Origin of the sequence: Aureimonas psammosilenae, from assembly GCF_009176975.1 — a bacterium.
Lineage (GTDB): Bacteria > Pseudomonadota > Alphaproteobacteria > Rhizobiales > Rhizobiaceae > Plantimonas > Plantimonas psammosilenae.
In genome coordinates, this window is record NZ_WEZG01000015.1 from 66,953 (window position 1) to 82,234 (window position 15,282).

Here is a 15,282-nt window from a genome sequence, read left to right on the forward strand (position 1 = left end):
TTCTGCGCCGACCTTTTCGGGAGCGTAGCTGAAGACGATGACGATCGAGCCAAAGGCGTTTCGGGACGCGATGAGCCGCTTCGCCAGCGCCGTTCACATCGTGACCACCGACGGAAAGGCCGGTCGGCGCGGCGTGACGGCGACGGCGGTCGTCGGCGTGTCGGACGATCCGGCAACGCTTCTCGTTTGCTTGAACGCCGCGAGTCCGCAGAACCACTTCTTCGGCGAGAACGGCAATCTCGGCATCAACGTGCTCGCCGCCGAAACGGGACAGAAGGTGGCTCAGGTCTTCGCGGGGAGTTCCGGCGACAAGGCATCGGATCGATTCGCGAATGGCGAATGGGGCGTCGGCGAAACGGGAGCGCCGCTTCTCGCCGATGCGCTCGTCGCCTTCGATTGCCGCATCGTGGAAGCGCGGCGCGTGGCGACCCATCACGTGCTGCTCGCCGAAGTGGTAGGCCTGCGCCTTGGCCCGGATGCGCCGCCGCTTCTCTACCATGCGCGGGGCTACCGCCTGCTTTGAGGCCCCTTGCGGGTTGGTTGCGTGCAGCCATATTGCCGGAAACAGCCGAACGCGAGGAGGGAAGGAGCGTCCATGCCGCGAGTCATTCCCGACCTCGACGTTCTGAAAACGGCCGAGACATGGGCGGCCGAGGGGCGGTCCCTGGCGCTTGCCACAGTCATCGAAACCTGGGGCTCGGCGCCGAGGCCGACCGGCAGTCATCTGGTGGTGGACGCCGAGGGTCGATTCGAGGGATCGGTTTCGGGAGGCTGCGTCGAAGGCGAAGTCGTGACGGAAGCGCTCGACGTAGTGGAGACCGGCAAGCCGCGCCTTCTTGAATTCGGCGTCGCCGACGAGACCGCATGGCGCGCGGGCCTTTCGTGCGGCGGCCGCATTCGCATCTATGTCGAGAAGATCGGCTGATGCGGACGGAGATTCTGCGGAAGCTCAACGCAGAGCGTGCGGCACGCCGTGGAAGCGTGCTCGTGACGCATCTGGCCGGTGGCGAGCAGAGGTTGGTGCCGGAAGCCGAGATCGCGGGCGATGCTCTGGCCGGCGAGCTGGCGCAGGCCCTCGCCACGGGCAAGTCCGGCATCGTCCAGACGCCGGGCGGCGAAGTCTTCCTCAACGTTCATGTTCCGTCGCCGCGCGTTGTCGTGATCGGCGCGGTGCATATCGCGCAGGCATTTGCCCCGATGGCGCGCATCGCCGGTTTCGACGTGACGATCGTCGATCCGCGCACCGCCTTCGCGACGCCCGATCGTTTCGAGGGCGAAGAGGTGGTCGCGGAATGGCCGGAGCCGGTTCTGTCTCGCCGGCCGCTCGACGCCTATACCGCGCTTGTCGCCGTCACCCACGATCCGAAGATCGACGATCTTCCGCTGCAGGAAGCGCTGCGGGCGGGTTGCTTCTATGTCGGCGCGCTCGGCAGCCGAAAGACGCATGGCCGGCGCGTGGAACGGTTGCTGGCGGCGGGTTGCAGCGAGGCCGAGATCGCGCGGATCGAAGCGCCGATCGGGCTCGATATCGCTGCCGCGACGCCCGCCGAAATCGCGGTCGCCGTGCTTGGCTCCGTTGTGAGGGCTTTGCGCCGACGAGGCGCGCCGGCGTGAAATTCGGGTCCGTGCCGGTCACTGAAGCCGAAGGCGTCATCCTTGCCCATGCCGCTGGTCTGCCGGACGGCCGCATCGCCAAGGGAACGCGGCTGGGACGCGACGAACTGGCGCGTCTTGCCTCCGGCGGCGTCGCGACCGTGATCGGCGCGATGCTCGCGGAAGGGGATGTGCCCGAGAACGATGCCGCGGCGGTGCTCGCTCAAGCCCTCGCCGGCGGCGCGGTTCGGGTGGCGCCCGCAGCGACCGGCCGCGCCAACCTTTTCGCGGAAGAAAACGGCCTTTTCCTCGCCGACCGGCAGGCCGTGGATCGTCTCAACGAGATCGATCCCGGCATCACGCTCGCGACCCTGCCCGAATATGCCCCGGTGACGGCAGGGCAGATGATTGCGACGGTGAAGATCATTCCGCTGGCATTGTCCGGCATCGCTGTCGCCCGAGGGCTGGAAGCGATCGGCGCGAGCCCCCCGCTGAGGGTCGCCGCCTATCGACCCGCTCGCGTGGCGCTCGTTCAAACGATGCTTCCAGGCATCAAGGACAGCGTTCTCCAGAAGACGAAACGCTCTCTCGATGCGCGGCTGGCACCGTCGTCCTCGAGCCTCGTCGAAGAGCAGCGCTGCGCGCACGATCCCGATGCGCTCCGAGAAACCCTCCTGAGACTGCGTCCGGCGGAACTGGTGGTGATCTTCGGCGCTTCGGCGGTGATCGATCGCCGCGACGTCATTCCCGCCGCGATCGAGGATGCCGGGGGTGCCGTACACCAGTTCGGCATGCCGGTTGATCCCGGCAATCTTCTCCTGTTCGGCACCTTTCGCGACAACCCAATTCTCGGTGCCCCGGGCTGCGCGCGCAGTCCGAAAGAGAACGGTTTCGACTGGGTCTTGAACCGCTTGCTGGCCGGAGTTGAAGTGTCGCCTCAGGATATCCGCCGGATGGGCGTCGGCGGCCTCCTCGGCGAAATCCCGACGCGGCCTTCCCCGCGCGCATTGGTTGGGGAATGAGAACTCGCATCGAAGTTCTGCTGCTTGCGGCCGGCCGCTCCAGCCGCACGGGCGATGCCCATAAGCTGTTGGCCTCCTTCGATGGCGAACCGCTCCTTCGCCGGATGGCGCGTATCTCCTGCGAAGCTGGTGCCAGCGGCGTCAGTGTGGTGGTCGGTCATCGCGCCGAGGAGATGCGGAGCGCGCTTGCCGGATTGCCGGTAAAAGTCGTTTATAATGGTCGGTTTGGAGAAGGGCTTTCAACCAGCTTGGTAGCAGGTTTCGCCGCTGCCGCTGAAAATTCGGAGGGCGTTCTGGTGATGCTCGCCGACCAGCCCATGCTCACCAGCTTCCATCTCGGATCGCTGATGGACGCGTTCAGCCCAACCGGGCATGGCTCGATCGTCGCGGCGACAGACAATGGAAAGCGCTTCAACCCCGTTATCATCTCTTCGATATATCGCGCTCAAATCGTTCGACTGACCGGCGACCTCGGGGCGCGTTCCGTGGTCGCGGCGCATCCCGAGGCGGTTCGGGAGATAGAGATCGGGCGAGCGGCAAGCTTGGATGTCGATACGCCGGAGGCCATCGCGGCCGCCGGGGGTCAGCTTCGACCCTGACGCGGCGTTTCCTCGGTTTCCTCCGATCGGCGGGTGGACTTAGCATCTTTCCGGCACCGTTCGGAGCAGTAAAGCACCTCGTCCCAGTTCGCCCGCCAGCTTTTACGCCAGACCATCGGCCGTCCGCAGTGCCGACACGGCTTCACCGGCAGGTCGCCTTTCGCTTTCATTCTTGCCATTGAAGAACCTCCTCTCGGGAAGGCGACGAACCCTCACGATCTTCGACTGCCTACCAACTGATCGTGATTAAGCTTCGATCAATAATGCGGGCGCAGCATCTCTCTGCCGAACGGGCATCGCTCGTCGGCACGAGAGATGGAGCGTCACAGATGCAGACCCGTCCTGCCGCCGATCCCGATTTCCAGAAGATGCTGAGGGGCTTCAGCCTGACCACGGCGAAGATCCTCTACCGGATGCCCGATCATCCGAGCCTGCTCCAGACCTTCATGTGGCAGTTCGCCGATATCGCGCCGGACTATCCTCGGCTGATGCGTTTCCTCGATCACTGGCGGCGGGAGGTCGATGCCTCGATCCATTCGGTGGAAGTCATGCACAAGGGCCTCATCGCCCCGCACGAGATTCGCATGGCGCGCGAGGTCGGCCACCTGCACTGATCGGTCAGAAGAGCTTCAAACCCTTCAGACTCGTATGACCCGAGCGGCCAACGATGACGTGGTCGTGCACCGTGATGCCGAGCGGCCGCGCCGTTTCGGCGATGGTGCGGGTCATCTCGATATCGGCGCGTGACGGGGTGGGGTCGCCGGATGGATGATTGTGCACGAGGATGATCGCGCTGGCCGAAAGTTCGAGGGCACGCCGCACGACTTCGCGCGGATAAACGGGCGTATGGTCGACCGTTCCCACATGCTGCACCTCGTCGGCGATCAGCGCGTTCTTCTTGTCGAGGAAGAGGATGCGGAACTGCTCGCGCGTCTGGTGCGCCATCGCGGCGGTGCAGTAGTCGATCACCGCCGACCACGAGGACAGGACTTCGCGCGAACGGACCGCCGAGCGCATCGCGCGCTCGTTGACGGCGGCGACGATGCCGAAATCGAGCGCCGTCGCTTCGCCCATGCCGAAAACTTCCCTCAGCCGCGCCGGGGGCGCGTTCAGGACCTCGCCGAGGCTGCCGAAACGCGCCAGCAGCGCCTTGGCGAGCGGCTTCGTATCGCGGCGGGGTATGGTGCGGAACAGAAGGAGTTCGAGCAGCTCGTAATCGGCAAGCGCGCTCGCGCCGCTGACTGAAAAACGTTCGCGCAGGCGGTCGCGATGGCCATGCTGATGGTTGGCGGGGGCGGCATCGCGATGTTTCGGTGCCGGGGCGGGCGCTTCCAGAAGATCGAGCGCCGGCGACCCGTCGTCCATGGGCATGCCGTCGCGCCGCGTCATGGTGTCAACGGGCCGTGCCGTGCTGTCCGCCGATGGCGAGGCCCGGCGTATCGAGGCCGCCCGGCGAGAAGGTGAAGACCTCGCAGCCGGTTTCGGTGACGCCCACCGTGTGCTCGTATTGCGCCGACAAGCTGCGGTCGCGGGTAACGGCCGTCCAGCCGTCGCCCAGCACCTTCACATGCGGCCTGCCGAGATTGATCATCGGCTCGATGGTGAAGATCATGCCGGGGCGCATCTCGGCGCCTTCGCCGCGCCGCCCGTAATGCAGGACGTTCGGCGCGTCGTGGAAGATGCGGCCGACGCCGTGGCCGCAGAAGTCGCGCACGACCGAGCAGCGCTCGCCTTCCGCGAAGGTCTGGATGGCTGCGCCGATATCGCCCATATGCGCGCCCGGCTTCACCTCAGCGATGGCCAGCATCAGCGAGTGGTAGGTCACTTCGCAGAGACGCTCGGCCGCGCGCTTCACCTTACCCACCGGATACATGCGCGACGCGTCGCCGTAATAGCCGTCGAGAAGGAAGGTCACGTCGATATTGACGATGTCGCCGTCGCGCAGCGGCTTGTCGTTCGGGATGCCGTGGCAGACGACGTGATTGATCGAGGTACAGACGCTCTTCATGTAGCCGCGATAGTTCAAGGTCGCGGGAAGGGCGCCGTTGTCGAGGCCGAAGCGCAGAACGAAGCGGTCGATCTCTTCCGTCGCGACGCCCGGCTGGACGATGTTCGCGAGTTCGTCCAGGCAGCGCGCCGTCAACTGGCAGGCGCGGCGCATGCCCTCGAAGGCCTCCGCGTCGTAAAGGCGGATGGCTCCCGTGTTGCGGGCGGGGAGGACCTCGGCTTCGAGATAGCTCGTCATGGTGAAAATGCTTTTCCTGGGCTGGTGCCAGCGAGTTGAGGTGATGTCGCACCAATGACGCGATGCTTCAAGCCCGCCGGGACCATCCTCCTCAAGACTTGACGCGCACGAAGGAGCCGGGCGCGTCCTCGATGGGTTTGAGCTTCCGGCCGCCAGGTTTGCGCGCCTTCACCTGCTCGCCCGATTGCGCGGAGATCCAGCCTTGCCAATGCGGCCACCACGAGCCCTTGGTTTCCGCCGTGTGTCGCAACCAGTCCTCGAAGGGCACGTCGGCGCTGGGAGCCGGCCCGGTCCAGTATTGATACTTCATCCGATCCGGCGGGTTGACGACGCCCGCGATGTGGCCGGAGCCGCTGAGAACGAAGGTGACGTTCGGCCCGAGGAAGCGGCTGCCGGTATAAACGCTGAGCGCCGGCGCGATATGGTCTTCCTTGGTGGCGAGGTTGTAGATCGGGATATCGACGCCGGTGAGGTCCACCCGCTGGCCGCCGATCTCCATGCGGCCGGTGGCCAGCCGGTTCTCCAGATAGCAGTTGCGCAGGTAGAACAGGTGGTTGGCGCGGGGCATCCGGGTGGAATCGGCGTTCCAATAGAGAAGGTCGAAGGGCATCGGCTCCTTGCCCTTCAGGTAGTTGTTGACGAAATAGGGCCAGATCAGGTCGCCGGCCCGCAGCATGTTGAAGGCGGTCGCCATCCGGCTGCCGTCGAGATAGCCTTTCGTCTGCATCGTGTTGTCGAGAGAGGCGAGTTGGTCCTCGTCCACGAAGACCTTCAGGTCGCCGGCATGGGTGAAGTCGATCTGCGTGGTCAGAAGCGTCGCCGACTTGATGCGATCGTCGCCGACCGTCTTCAGGTAAGCAAGGGATGCGCCGAGAAGGGTCCCGCCGACGCAATAGCCGATCGTGTTCGCCTCCGCCTGCCCCGTGGCCTTTTCCACCGTGTCGAGCCCGAACACGATCCCGTCGTGGATGTAATCGCGCCAATCCTTCGCGGCGTGGCTTTCGTCCGGGTTCACCCAGGAGATCACGAACACCGTGTGGCCCTGTTCCACCGCCCACCGGATGAAAGACTTCTGGGGGCTGAGGTCGAGAATATAGAACTTGTTGATCCAGGGCGGCACGATGAGGAGAGGGCGCTCGAACACGGTCGGGGTCGAGGGCTCGTACTGGATGATCTGGCAGACCTCGCTTTGGGCGATGACCTTGCCCGGCGTCATCGCCATGTCGCGCCCGACTTCGAAGGTCGAATAATCCGCCTGCCGCAGCCGCAGGCTGCCGCGCCCCGCGGCCATGTCCTCGGCGAACATGCGCATGCCGCGCACGAGGTTCTCGCCGTTGGAGCGCACCGTCTCGCGCATCAGTTCGGGATTGGTCATGATGAAGTTCGAGGGCGACAGCGCGTGGCTGATCTGGCGGACATAGAACGCCGCCTTGTTGCGCGTGTGCTCGTCGATGCCGTCGGCGTCCTGAACGAGGTCCTCGGCCCAGGAGGAGGTGAAAAGATAGAAGCGCTTCAGCGAATCGTAGAACGGATTCTTCGACCATTCCTCGTCGGCGAAGCGCTTGTCGGCCCGGATGGCGTCGGGCGTCGCCGGTTCCTCGCCGCTCAGCCGCTTCATCGTGTCGCCCCAAACGCCGAGATACCCTGCCACGAGGTTCGACTGCGCTTCAGCCATGCGGCGCGGGTCTGAGACCCAGAAGTCCGCGACCTTCGACATGGTGGCGAAGAGTTCGGGAATGCTGATCGGCCCGGAATCGACGTTTTCGCCGCGCTCTCGCGGTTCCACCCAGGCCGAGGCGGCCTTGCCGAGAAACTCGATCACATGGGCCATGTTGCGGGTGAATGCTTCCGGATCGCGGAGAATATATCCCTCGTCCGTCCGGCCCTCCGCGTGCCCAGCGTCCGGTCTTGAGCCTTCTCCCGTCGTCGCCATGACTGCGTTCCTCCGCTCGACGTCACGCGTTTCCAGTTCGGACGTCCGCCGCCCGCCATTCGTTCCCATCCTGCAGTCGGACATCCATCCGCAGCAAGAAGGCATCGCCGTTTCGCGACGGGTTTCCGGTGCGTCGCGATTCGGTTATGAGGTTAGTCAGGTTTCGCGTTTCGAGGTAGCGAAGATGACGGCATGGACGAGGTGTTTGTTGCTGATCGGCGTGGCGGCTCTCGGGCCGCTGGCCGGCTGCAACATTCTGCCGCCGCCGGAAGGCCCTTCGCTGCTGGCTCAGCGCCCGGATCGCAGCTTCGGCCCTTCCTCGCAGCGTCTAGATGAAAACGGCTATCCGCTGCTCGGCGCCTTTCCGGGCCAGGCCGCCCCGCAGCTCGACAGCGCGGCGGTGGCGAGCGATCGCGACGGTCTTCTTTCCGCCGCGCGGCAGCAGAACAATCAGGTTCGCTCCGCTTCCGCCGAGTATCAAAGCTCGGTCGCGGCGGCGCGCAAGATCCGCGCCCAGCACGAGAAGGACGTGAACGCGATCACGTCCATCGAAGTGCAGCGCAATGCCGCCCGCAAGAGCAACGAGGACGTTCTGCGCCAGATCGAAGGGCGCTGAAGCGAGAAAGGCGCCCGCAAGAGGCGCCGGGATGAGAGCGATGAGCGAAGAGTTCCACAAGATCCGCCGGCTGCCGCCATACGTCTTCGAGGAGGTGAACCGCCTCAAGGCGGCCGCACGAGCGCGTGGTGCCGACATCGTGGATCTCGGCATGGGCAATCCCGACCTGCCGACGCCGCAATTCGTCGTGGACAAGCTTTGCGAGGCGGTTCAGGACCCCCGCACCCATCGCTATTCTTCCTCCAAGGGCATTCCCGGCCTTCGCCGGGCGCAGGCCAACTATTACGAGCGCCGTTTCGGCGTGAAGCTCGATCCGAACCGGCAGGTCGTGGCGACGCTCGGCTCCAAGGAAGGCTTCGCCAACATGGCGCAGGCCATCACCGCGCCCGGCGACGTGGTGCTTTGCCCGAACCCCACCTATCCGATCCACGCTTTCGGCTTCCTGATGGCCGGCGGCACGATCCGCTCGATCCCGGCCAAGCCGGACGACGAGTTCCTGGCGGCGGTGGATCGCGCCGTGCGCCATTCGATCCCCAAGCCCTTGGCGATCATCCTCAACTATCCATCGAACCCGACGGCCTATGTCGCCGATCTCGACTTCTATGCGGAAGTCGTGGCGCTGGCCCGCAAGCACGAGATCATCGTCCTTTCCGATCTCGCCTATGCCGAAATTTTCTTCGAGGAAACGCCGCCGCCTTCGATCCTCCAGATTCCGGGCGCGATCGACGTGGCGGTGGAGTTCACCTCCATGTCGAAAACCTTCTCCATGCCCGGCTGGCGCATGGGATTTGCCGTCGGCAACGAGCGCCTCATCGCCTCGCTTGCGCGCGTGAAATCCTATCTCGACTACGGCGCGTTCACGCCGATTCAGGTGGCGGCGACCGCCGCCTTGAACGGAGGCGACAACGCGATCGCCGAGGTGAGGTCGGTCTACAAGCGCCGCCGCGACGTTCTGGTGGAAAGTTTCGGCCGTGCCGGTTTCCCGGTTCCGCCGCCGTCCTCGACCATGTTCGCCTGGGCGCCGATCCCCGAGCCCTACCGCCGCCTCGGCAGCCTGGAATTCTCCAAGCTGTTGGTGGAAAAGGCGGATGTGGCGGTCGCGCCCGGCATCGGCTTTGGCGAACACGGCGACGACTTCGTGCGCATCGCGCTGGTCGAGAACGAGCATCGGATCAGGCAGGCGGCGCGCAACATCAAGCGCTTCCTTGCGCCGCAGCAGGAAGCGCGGCAGAACGTCGTTCCGCTCAGCCAGACGGCCTGAGCGTTCCGAGCCTTCTGCCTTCAAGGAACCCGATGTCCAGCCCGTTGAAACTTGGCGTTGCCGGTCTCGGCACCGTTGGCGCCTCGCTCGCCCGCCTGATCGTTGAAAAGGGCGGGCTCTTCGCCGAACGCGTCGGGCGGCCGATCACCGTCTCGGCGGTCACCGCGCGCGACCGCTCCAAGGATCGCGGGATCGACATCTCAGGGCTGCAGTGGTTCGACGATCCCGTCGCGCTCGCGGCCAAGGGCGATATCGACGTTTATGTCGAACTCGTCGGCGGGTCCGAAGGCGCGGCGCTGGAATCGGTGAAGGCCGCGCTCAATCGCGGCCTGCCGGTGGTGACGGCGAACAAGGCGCTTCTCGCCCATCACGGCGTGTCGCTGGCCAAGCTCGCCGCGCGCAAGAACACGACCATCGCCTTCGAGGCCGCCGTCGCCGGCGGCATTCCGGTGATCAAGGCCCTTCGCGAGGCGTTGCGCGGCAACACGGTCAGCCGCATCTACGGCATTCTGAACGGCACCTGCAATTACATGCTGACGCGCATGGAGCGGGAAAGTTTAAGCTTCGAGGCCTGCCTCGCCGAGGCGCAGCGGCTGGGTTACGCCGAAGCCGACCCGACCTTCGACATCGGCGGGTTCGATGCCGCGCACAAGCTGACGATCCTGACCTCGCTCGCCTTCGGTTCCGAGATCGACCTCGAATCTGTCTTCATCGAGGGCATCGAGCAGATCGCCAGCGAGGATATCGAGGCGGCGGCCGAACTCGGCTTTCGCATCAAGCTTCTGGCCGTCGCGCAGCGCACCGAAACCGGCATCGAGCAGCGCGTTCACCCGGCGATGATCCCGTCGAGTTCGGCGCTGGCTCAAGTCGACGGCGTAACGAACGCGGTCGCCGTGGATACCGACCTTCTCGGCTCCATCCTGCTGGCAGGCCCCGGAGCCGGCGGCAACGCCACGGCTTCCGCCGTTCTATCGGACATTCTCGACATCGCGAGCGGGACGCGCATCGCGACCTTCGGCGTTCCGCCGACGAACCTCCAGCCTTATCGCAAGGCGCGGATGCGCTCGCACGAGGGCGGCTATTATATCCGCCTGACGGTCCACGACCGCGTCGGCGTCTTCGCTTCCATCGCGCGGCGCATGGCGGAAAGCGCGATCTCGCTGGAATCCATCGTCCAGCGCAAACGCGCCGGGCATGAAAGCGACGAGGTCGCGCCGGTGATCCTCATCACCCACGAGACCACCGAGGCGGCGGTGCGCAAGGCCATTGACGCCATCTCGCGCGATGGACATCTCTCGGGCGAGCCGCGCATGATCCGCATCGAGCCGCTCGACTGATACGGCCTCCATTCGCCGGCGTCTTGAAGGCGTCGCGCGGACCGGCGAACGAGAACCCGAACGGGGAACATCGACCTTGAGCGCAGCATCGGCGGAACGAATCGACCGGGGTCTCACCATCGAGATCGCGCGCGTCACCGAGCGTGCGGCCGTGGCCGCAGCCACGTGGCGCGGGCGCGGCGACGAGAAGGCGGCCGATCAAGCGGCGGTCGATGCCATGCGCTCTGAACTCAACCTCCTGCCGATCGACGGCCGCATCGTCATCGGCGAAGGCGAGCGCGACGAAGCGCCGATGCTCTTTATCGGCGAAACGGTGGGAACGGGGCAGGGTGTTTCCGTCGACATCGCGCTCGACCCGTTGGAGAGCACGACGGTCTGCGCCAAGAACCTGCCGAACTCGCTCGCGGTGATCGCCCTTGCGGCGCGCGGCAGCCTTCTGAACGCGCCCGACGTCTACATGGAGAAGATCGCGATCGGCCCCGGCTATCCCGAGGGGCTGATCGATCTGTCGCGCCCAGCCCCGGACAACATCGTCGCGCTCGCCAAGGCCAAGGGCGTGCCGATCTCGGAGATAACCGCCTGCATTCTCGACCGGCCGCGCCACGCGCAACTGATCGAGGACGTGCGCTCCACCGGGGCAGCGATCCGTTTGATCGGCGACGGCGACGTGGCGGGCGTGATCCATACGTCCGATTCGGAAAGCACGGGCATCGACATCTATCTCGGCATCGGCGGCGCGCCGGAGGGCGTTCTGGCGGCGGCGGCGCTTCTGTGCGTCGGCGGGCAGATGCAGGGTCGCCTGCGCCTCGACACGCTGGAAAAGCGCGCCCGCGCCGAGGAGATGGGCATCAACGATCCGAACCGCATCTACTCGCTGACCGACATGGCCAATGGCGACGTGGTGTTCGCAGCGACCGGCGTCACCGACGGCAACCTTCTCAACGGCGTGCGCTTCTACCGCGACCGTATCGAGACTCATACGATCGTCATGCGCTCGACCTCCAAGACCAACCGCGAAATCCGCGCCCGCCATTTCGACCGGACGAAGTTCGGTCTTTGATGCGGGCGCTCGCGGCCGGTTATCGCGAGGTTCCCGCGCGGGACCCGAAGGCGCCGCGCCTGTTTCTGGGCGTCGAGCGCTCCATCCTCGGACAGCGCTGGCTGCATTCCCTGGATGAGCGCGGCGAGGCTGCGACGCTGCGCATGAGTCAGGAAACCGGCATCCCCGAACTGGTGTGCCGGGTGCTCGGCGCGCGCGGCATCGCGACGGAGGCGGCAGCGGCGTTTCTGACGCCGACGATTCGCGACCTGATGCCCGATCCGTCCACGATGACGGACATGGATGTTGCAGCAAGCCGCATCGCCGACGCGGTGGAGCGCTCGGAGCGGATCGCGATCTTCGGCGATTACGATGTCGATGGCGCCGCGAGTTCAGCGCTGTTGTGGCGCTATCTTTCCCATTTCGGCCTTGCGCCCCGCATTCGCATCCCCGACCGCATCATCGACGGTTACGGCCCCAATCCCCGCGCCATCGGCGAACTGGCGGACGAGGGCGCGAGCCTGATCATCACCGTGGATTGCGGCACGACGAGCCACGAGGCGCTGGCGGAAGCAAAGCGTCGCAGCGTTGATGTCGTCGTGCTCGATCATCACCAGACAGGCGAGGAGCTTCCTCCCGTTCGCGCCATCGTCAATCCGAACCGGCAGGACGACCTGTCCGGTCTCGGCCCGCTGTGCGCGGCCGGCGTCGTGTTCATGACGCTGACCGCCGTGTCGCGCGAGCTTCGGCGGCGCGGCCGGTCGAGTTCCGATCTGCCCGATCTCCTGTCGCTTCTCGATCTCGTCGCGCTCGCCACCGTTTGCGATGTCGTGCCGCTCGTCGGGCTGAACCGAGCCTTCGTGGTGAAAGGTCTCGAAGTCATGCGGCGGCAGGAAAAAGCGGGCCTTCGGGCCCTTGCGCGCGTCGCGCGTTTGTCGGGGCCGATCGACCCCTATCATCTAGGCTTCATTCTCGGCCCCCGCATCAATGCCGGCGGGCGCATCGGGCAAGCGCATCTCGGCGCGCGGCTTCTGACCGTGGAGAACGAGGCGGAAGCGACCGAGCTTGCGGACGAGTTGCATCTCCTCAACGAAGAGCGGCAGGGCATGGAACGCCGCATGCTAGCCGAGGCCGACGAGGAGGTTGTAGCCGAGATCGGGACGGGCGAGGGGCCGGGCGTTCTCGTCGGCGCCAGGGAAAGCTGGCATCCCGGGATCGTCGGCCTGATCGCCGCGCGGTTGAAGGAGCGCTATCGCCGCCCCGCCTTCGCCGTCGCGTTCGATCGCTCGGGCCGGGGCACGGGCTCCGGCCGTTCCGTTCCAGGTTTCGATCTCGGGGCCATGGTTCGGCGCGCGGTGGATGCCGGCATCCTGGTGAAGGGCGGCGGTCATGCGATGGCTGCGGGCCTGACGATGGAGCGCTCGCGGCTCGGCGACTTCCGGGCCTTCGCCGAGGAAGAAGCGCAAAGGCTGGCCGATGCGCTTCCATCCCAGAACGACCTGAAGCTCGACGGCGCGTTGAGCGCGACGGGGGCGACCGTCGACTTCGTCAACCGCCTCGAATCGGCCGGTCCCTTCGGCTCCGGTCACCCGCAGCCGGTGTTCGCCCTTCCGCGCCACTCGATCGCCTCCGCGTCGGTCTTTTCCGGCAGTCATGTGCGCGCCGCCTTGAAGGGTGCCGATGGCAATATCGTCTCGGCGATCGCCTTTCGCGCGGCGGACACGGATCTCGGCAAGCGCCTTCTGGCCGGCGGAGAGATGCTTCACGTCGCCGGGACAGTGTCCATCGACCGTTATCGGGGGCGCGAAAGCGTCAGCCTGCGGATCGTAGATGCCGCGGAGATTCCCCGCTAGCGCAGCAACGTGCCGGCATCGGATGTCGCTTCGCCGGCGAGGAAGCGGCCGTCCACCCATCCTTCGGTGTTCGAGCCTTCGCTGCGCACATAGCGCCAGCCGCCGGCCGAGCGCATCACGAGAACCGACGACCCCGAATCGACGGCTCCGAGTTTTGCGGAATCGCCGTTCGGGGCTGCGTGGACGACGAGTTCGCGCGTCGCGTGGCGCTGGCCGCCGGAAGGCAGCGATGCCACTCGCATGCCGCTCGTGCCCATCGCGAGGGGCGGCACGGGGACGATGCGGCTCGGCGTCGGCTCCGGTCGTGATTTGGCGACCGGAGCCGCCGGAACTGCGAACGGCTGGCCGATGTCCGCCTTCGGCTGAGGCGCGAACATGGTCGCGGCGGGACTGGGTTTCGGGATCGCCGCGTATTGAAGCGGCGCGGGACGGGGTGCCGGCGCGATCGAGCCGGTACGATCGGCTGAGACCGAGGCCGAAGATGAGGCCACGCGATGCGATGACTCGGACTTCGGAACAGGGCGGCTGAAAACGTTTTCCTTGATGAGGCCGGCGACTTCGTCCCGTGGATCGAGCGCCGGCAGCTTGGCGTGAAGCGAATCCATCGTGGATCGAGCGTATCGAGCGGGTCGCCCGTCCGAAATCGCCCAGGCCGCGACCACCCCCACTGCCGCGAGCCAGCCGACCGACGGCAGGCCGAAACCCTTCGCCCTGGCTTTCGGCGCGGCGGCCTTTCGCGGCGCGGCCTTCTTTTTCGTCCGACTGGCCAATCCCGAACCCCCGATCTTTCGAGGCGAAGAATGGAGCCTCGCAGTTAACAGGACCTTTTTCGAACCGGCCGCCATTGTCTCGGGAAGGCTCGGCGTGACATTTGCCGATGCATCACGGGCGCGCTTTCGAGGAGGGTCTTCCATGAGCCAGAACCGGCCGAAGCTTTCGGTGAACGTCAACGCCATCGCCATGCTGCGCAATCGCCGGGACCTGCCATGGCCGGACCTCGCGCGCCTTTCGCGGATCGCTCTGGAGGCGGGTTCTCACGGCATCACCATCCACCCGCGCCCCGACCAACGGCATATCCGTTTCTCCGACGTGCCCGTTCTCGGCCGCGTCGTCGCCGAACACGGTCGGGGGGCCGAGTTCAACATCGAGGGATATCCGTCCGAAGATTTTCTGAAGCTCGTGCTCGACGCGCGCCCGGATCAGGTGACCCTCGTGCCCGACGATCCGACGCAGGCGACGTCCGACCACGGTTGGGATTTCGCGGCGAATCGTCAGTCTCTCGCCGAAGTCGTGGCCCGGCTGAAGGACGGCGGAATGCGAGTCTCGCTTTTCGCCGATCCCGCCCCGAACGGTCTGGAGATCGCCGCGCAGATCGGTGCTGATCGGGTGGAATTCTATACCGGCCCATACGGCGCCACCCATTCCGATCCGGCCGCGCGGCAGCTCCGCCTGGAGGAATTGGCGCGGGCAGGGAAGGCGGCGACCGAGGCCGGGCTCGCCATCAACATCGGCCACGACCTCACGCTCGAAAACCTGCCGCCCCTCATCGCCCACCTGCCGAACGTGGCCGAAGCCTCGATCGGTCACGCACTCACCGCCGACGCGCTTGAACTCGGCATGGCCGGAGCCGTCCGCGCCTATAGTCGCGCACTGCAAGGCGGATAAGGGCTGGCCCTTACCGCATTCGAGGAAGAGGATGGAGATGCGACCCGAGAGCAAATCGGCGCCGCATCCGGCAATAGAACCACACGAAGCGCGTTACAGCAGCCGCGTCGGTCGATTTT

General features: G+C 65.9%; 17 protein-coding genes. 12 read left to right on the plus strand and 5 right to left on the minus strand.

All coding sequences use genetic code 11. The annotated features are described in order from the left end of the window. The first annotated feature begins 37 nt into the window (after window positions 1–37). The 5 genes from F9929_RS20805 to F9929_RS24835 all read left to right on the plus strand — a co-directional run bounded on the left by F9929_RS20805 (window position 38) and on the right by F9929_RS24835 (window position 3,214). Window positions 38–523: a flavin reductase family protein gene (locus F9929_RS20805; protein WP_152048473.1), complete on the plus strand. Its 486-nt coding sequence runs from the start codon at window positions 38–40 to the stop codon at window positions 521–523. A gap of 72 nt (window positions 524–595) precedes the next feature. Then, window positions 596–925: an XdhC family protein gene (locus tag F9929_RS20810; protein WP_152048474.1), complete on the plus strand. Its 330-nt coding sequence runs from the start codon at window positions 596–598 to the stop codon at window positions 923–925. Then, window positions 925–1,614, plus strand: a complete 690-nt coding sequence (locus F9929_RS20815) for an XdhC family protein (protein ID WP_152048475.1) — start codon at window positions 925–927, stop codon at window positions 1,612–1,614. The genes F9929_RS20810 and F9929_RS20815 overlap by 1 nt, the downstream gene beginning before the upstream one ends. Next, on the plus strand, window positions 1,611–2,615 hold the full coding sequence (locus tag F9929_RS24830; protein ID WP_328596011.1) for a molybdopterin-binding protein: 1,005 nt from the start codon (window positions 1,611–1,613) through the stop codon (window positions 2,613–2,615). The genes F9929_RS20815 and F9929_RS24830 overlap by 4 nt, the downstream gene beginning before the upstream one ends. Continuing rightward, on the plus strand, window positions 2,612–3,214 hold the full coding sequence (locus tag F9929_RS24835; protein ID WP_328596012.1) for a nucleotidyltransferase family protein: 603 nt from the start codon (window positions 2,612–2,614) through the stop codon (window positions 3,212–3,214). Before F9929_RS24830 ends, F9929_RS24835 begins: the two co-directional genes overlap by 4 nt. Here F9929_RS24835 and F9929_RS20825 read toward each other — a convergent pair. Beyond that, window positions 3,199–3,393 carry a DUF2256 domain-containing protein gene (locus tag F9929_RS20825; protein WP_193227856.1) on the minus strand — a complete coding sequence of 65 codons (195 nt, stop codon included), beginning with the start codon at window positions 3,391–3,393 and terminating at the stop codon, window positions 3,199–3,201. The genes F9929_RS24835 and F9929_RS20825 overlap by 16 nt on opposite strands. Window positions 3,394–3,543: 150 nt before the next feature. Between F9929_RS20825 and F9929_RS20830 the strand changes: the two genes are divergently transcribed. After that, window positions 3,544–3,828 (plus strand): usg protein, encoded by a 285-nt coding sequence (locus F9929_RS20830; RefSeq protein WP_152048476.1) that lies wholly within the window; start codon window positions 3,544–3,546, stop codon window positions 3,826–3,828. Window positions 3,829–3,832: 4 nt separating this feature from the next. Here the strand turns inward: F9929_RS20830 and radC are convergent, their stop codons facing one another. From radC to phaC, 3 genes are all read right to left on the minus strand, one after another. Continuing rightward, window positions 3,833–4,579, minus strand: a complete 747-nt coding sequence (gene radC / locus F9929_RS20835) for a RadC family protein (RefSeq protein WP_328596013.1) — start codon at window positions 4,577–4,579, stop codon at window positions 3,833–3,835. Window positions 4,580–4,607: 28 nt separating this feature from the next. Then, the gene (map, locus tag F9929_RS20840) at window positions 4,608–5,459 is read right to left on the minus strand and encodes a type I methionyl aminopeptidase (RefSeq protein WP_152048478.1); all 852 of its coding nucleotides are present in this window, start codon (window positions 5,457–5,459) and stop codon (window positions 4,608–4,610) included. A 91-nt stretch (window positions 5,460–5,550) separates the two neighbouring features. Further along, on the minus strand, window positions 5,551–7,392 hold the full coding sequence (gene phaC, locus F9929_RS20845) for a class I poly(R)-hydroxyalkanoic acid synthase (RefSeq protein WP_152048479.1): 1,842 nt from the start codon (window positions 7,390–7,392) through the stop codon (window positions 5,551–5,553). A 205-nt stretch (window positions 7,393–7,597) separates the two neighbouring features. Between phaC and F9929_RS20850 the strand changes: the two genes are divergently transcribed. The 5 genes from F9929_RS20850 (at window position 7,598) to recJ (ending at window position 13,498) form a co-directional block, all read left to right on the plus strand. Further along, window positions 7,598–8,008, plus strand: coding sequence for a hypothetical protein (locus tag F9929_RS20850; protein WP_152048480.1), 411 nt, complete (start codon window positions 7,598–7,600; stop codon window positions 8,006–8,008). A gap of 40 nt (window positions 8,009–8,048) precedes the next feature. Further along, entirely contained in the window at window positions 8,049–9,269 is a 1,221-nt protein-coding gene (locus F9929_RS20855; protein ID WP_152048481.1) for an LL-diaminopimelate aminotransferase, read from the plus strand. Between the two features lie 32 nt (window positions 9,270–9,301). Further along, window positions 9,302–10,606 carry a homoserine dehydrogenase gene (locus tag F9929_RS20860; protein ID WP_152048482.1) on the plus strand — a complete coding sequence of 435 codons (1,305 nt, stop codon included), beginning with the start codon at window positions 9,302–9,304 and terminating at the stop codon, window positions 10,604–10,606. A 76-nt stretch (window positions 10,607–10,682) separates the two neighbouring features. Then, a complete protein-coding gene (gene glpX / locus F9929_RS20865) occupies window positions 10,683–11,666 on the plus strand; it encodes a class II fructose-bisphosphatase (protein ID WP_152048483.1) in 984 nt (327 codons plus the stop codon). Next, window positions 11,666–13,498 carry a single-stranded-DNA-specific exonuclease RecJ gene (recJ, locus tag F9929_RS20870; RefSeq protein WP_152048484.1) on the plus strand — a complete coding sequence of 611 codons (1,833 nt, stop codon included), beginning with the start codon at window positions 11,666–11,668 and terminating at the stop codon, window positions 13,496–13,498. The genes glpX and recJ overlap by 1 nt, the downstream gene beginning before the upstream one ends. Here the strand turns inward: recJ and F9929_RS20875 are convergent. Next, a complete protein-coding gene (locus F9929_RS20875) occupies window positions 13,495–14,268 on the minus strand; it encodes an SH3 domain-containing protein (protein WP_152048485.1) in 774 nt (257 codons plus the stop codon). The genes recJ and F9929_RS20875 overlap by 4 nt on opposite strands. Window positions 14,269–14,410: 142 nt before the next feature. Here F9929_RS20875 and F9929_RS20880 point away from each other — a divergent pair, with 142 nt between their 5' ends. Further along, window positions 14,411–15,163, plus strand: a complete 753-nt coding sequence (locus tag F9929_RS20880; protein WP_152048486.1) for a pyridoxine 5'-phosphate synthase — start codon at window positions 14,411–14,413, stop codon at window positions 15,161–15,163. Window positions 15,164–15,282 lie beyond the last annotated feature (119 nt).

Bases quoted from the DNA above. Each gene is read 5' to 3' on its own strand.
- F9929_RS20810 (WP_152048474.1), top strand. From the start codon at position 596: ATGCCGCGAGTCATTCCCGACCTCGACGTTCTGAAAACGGCCGAGACA.
- phaC (WP_152048479.1), bottom strand. From the start codon at position 7,392: ATGGCGACGACGGGAGAAGGCTCAAGACCGGACGCTGGGCACGCGGAG.
- F9929_RS20860 (WP_152048482.1), top strand. From the start codon at position 9,302: ATGTCCAGCCCGTTGAAACTTGGCGTTGCCGGTCTCGGCACCGTTGGC.
- F9929_RS20825 (WP_193227856.1), bottom strand. From the start codon at position 3,393: ATGGCAAGAATGAAAGCGAAAGGCGACCTGCCGGTGAAGCCGTGTCGG.
- recJ (WP_152048484.1), top strand. From the start codon at position 11,666: ATGCGGGCGCTCGCGGCCGGTTATCGCGAGGTTCCCGCGCGGGACCCG.
- F9929_RS24835 (WP_328596012.1), top strand. From the start codon at position 2,612: ATGAGAACTCGCATCGAAGTTCTGCTGCTTGCGGCCGGCCGCTCCAGC.
- F9929_RS20815 (WP_152048475.1), top strand. From the start codon at position 925: ATGCGGACGGAGATTCTGCGGAAGCTCAACGCAGAGCGTGCGGCACGC.
- F9929_RS20830 (WP_152048476.1), top strand. From the start codon at position 3,544: ATGCAGACCCGTCCTGCCGCCGATCCCGATTTCCAGAAGATGCTGAGG.
- F9929_RS20880 (WP_152048486.1), top strand. From the start codon at position 14,411: ATGAGCCAGAACCGGCCGAAGCTTTCGGTGAACGTCAACGCCATCGCC.
- F9929_RS20855 (WP_152048481.1), top strand. From the start codon at position 8,049: ATGAGCGAAGAGTTCCACAAGATCCGCCGGCTGCCGCCATACGTCTTC.
- map (WP_152048478.1), bottom strand. From the start codon at position 5,459: ATGACGAGCTATCTCGAAGCCGAGGTCCTCCCCGCCCGCAACACGGGA.
- F9929_RS20805 (WP_152048473.1), top strand. From the start codon at position 38: ATGACGATCGAGCCAAAGGCGTTTCGGGACGCGATGAGCCGCTTCGCC.
- radC (WP_328596013.1), bottom strand. From the start codon at position 4,579: ATGGACGACGGGTCGCCGGCGCTCGATCTTCTGGAAGCGCCCGCCCCG.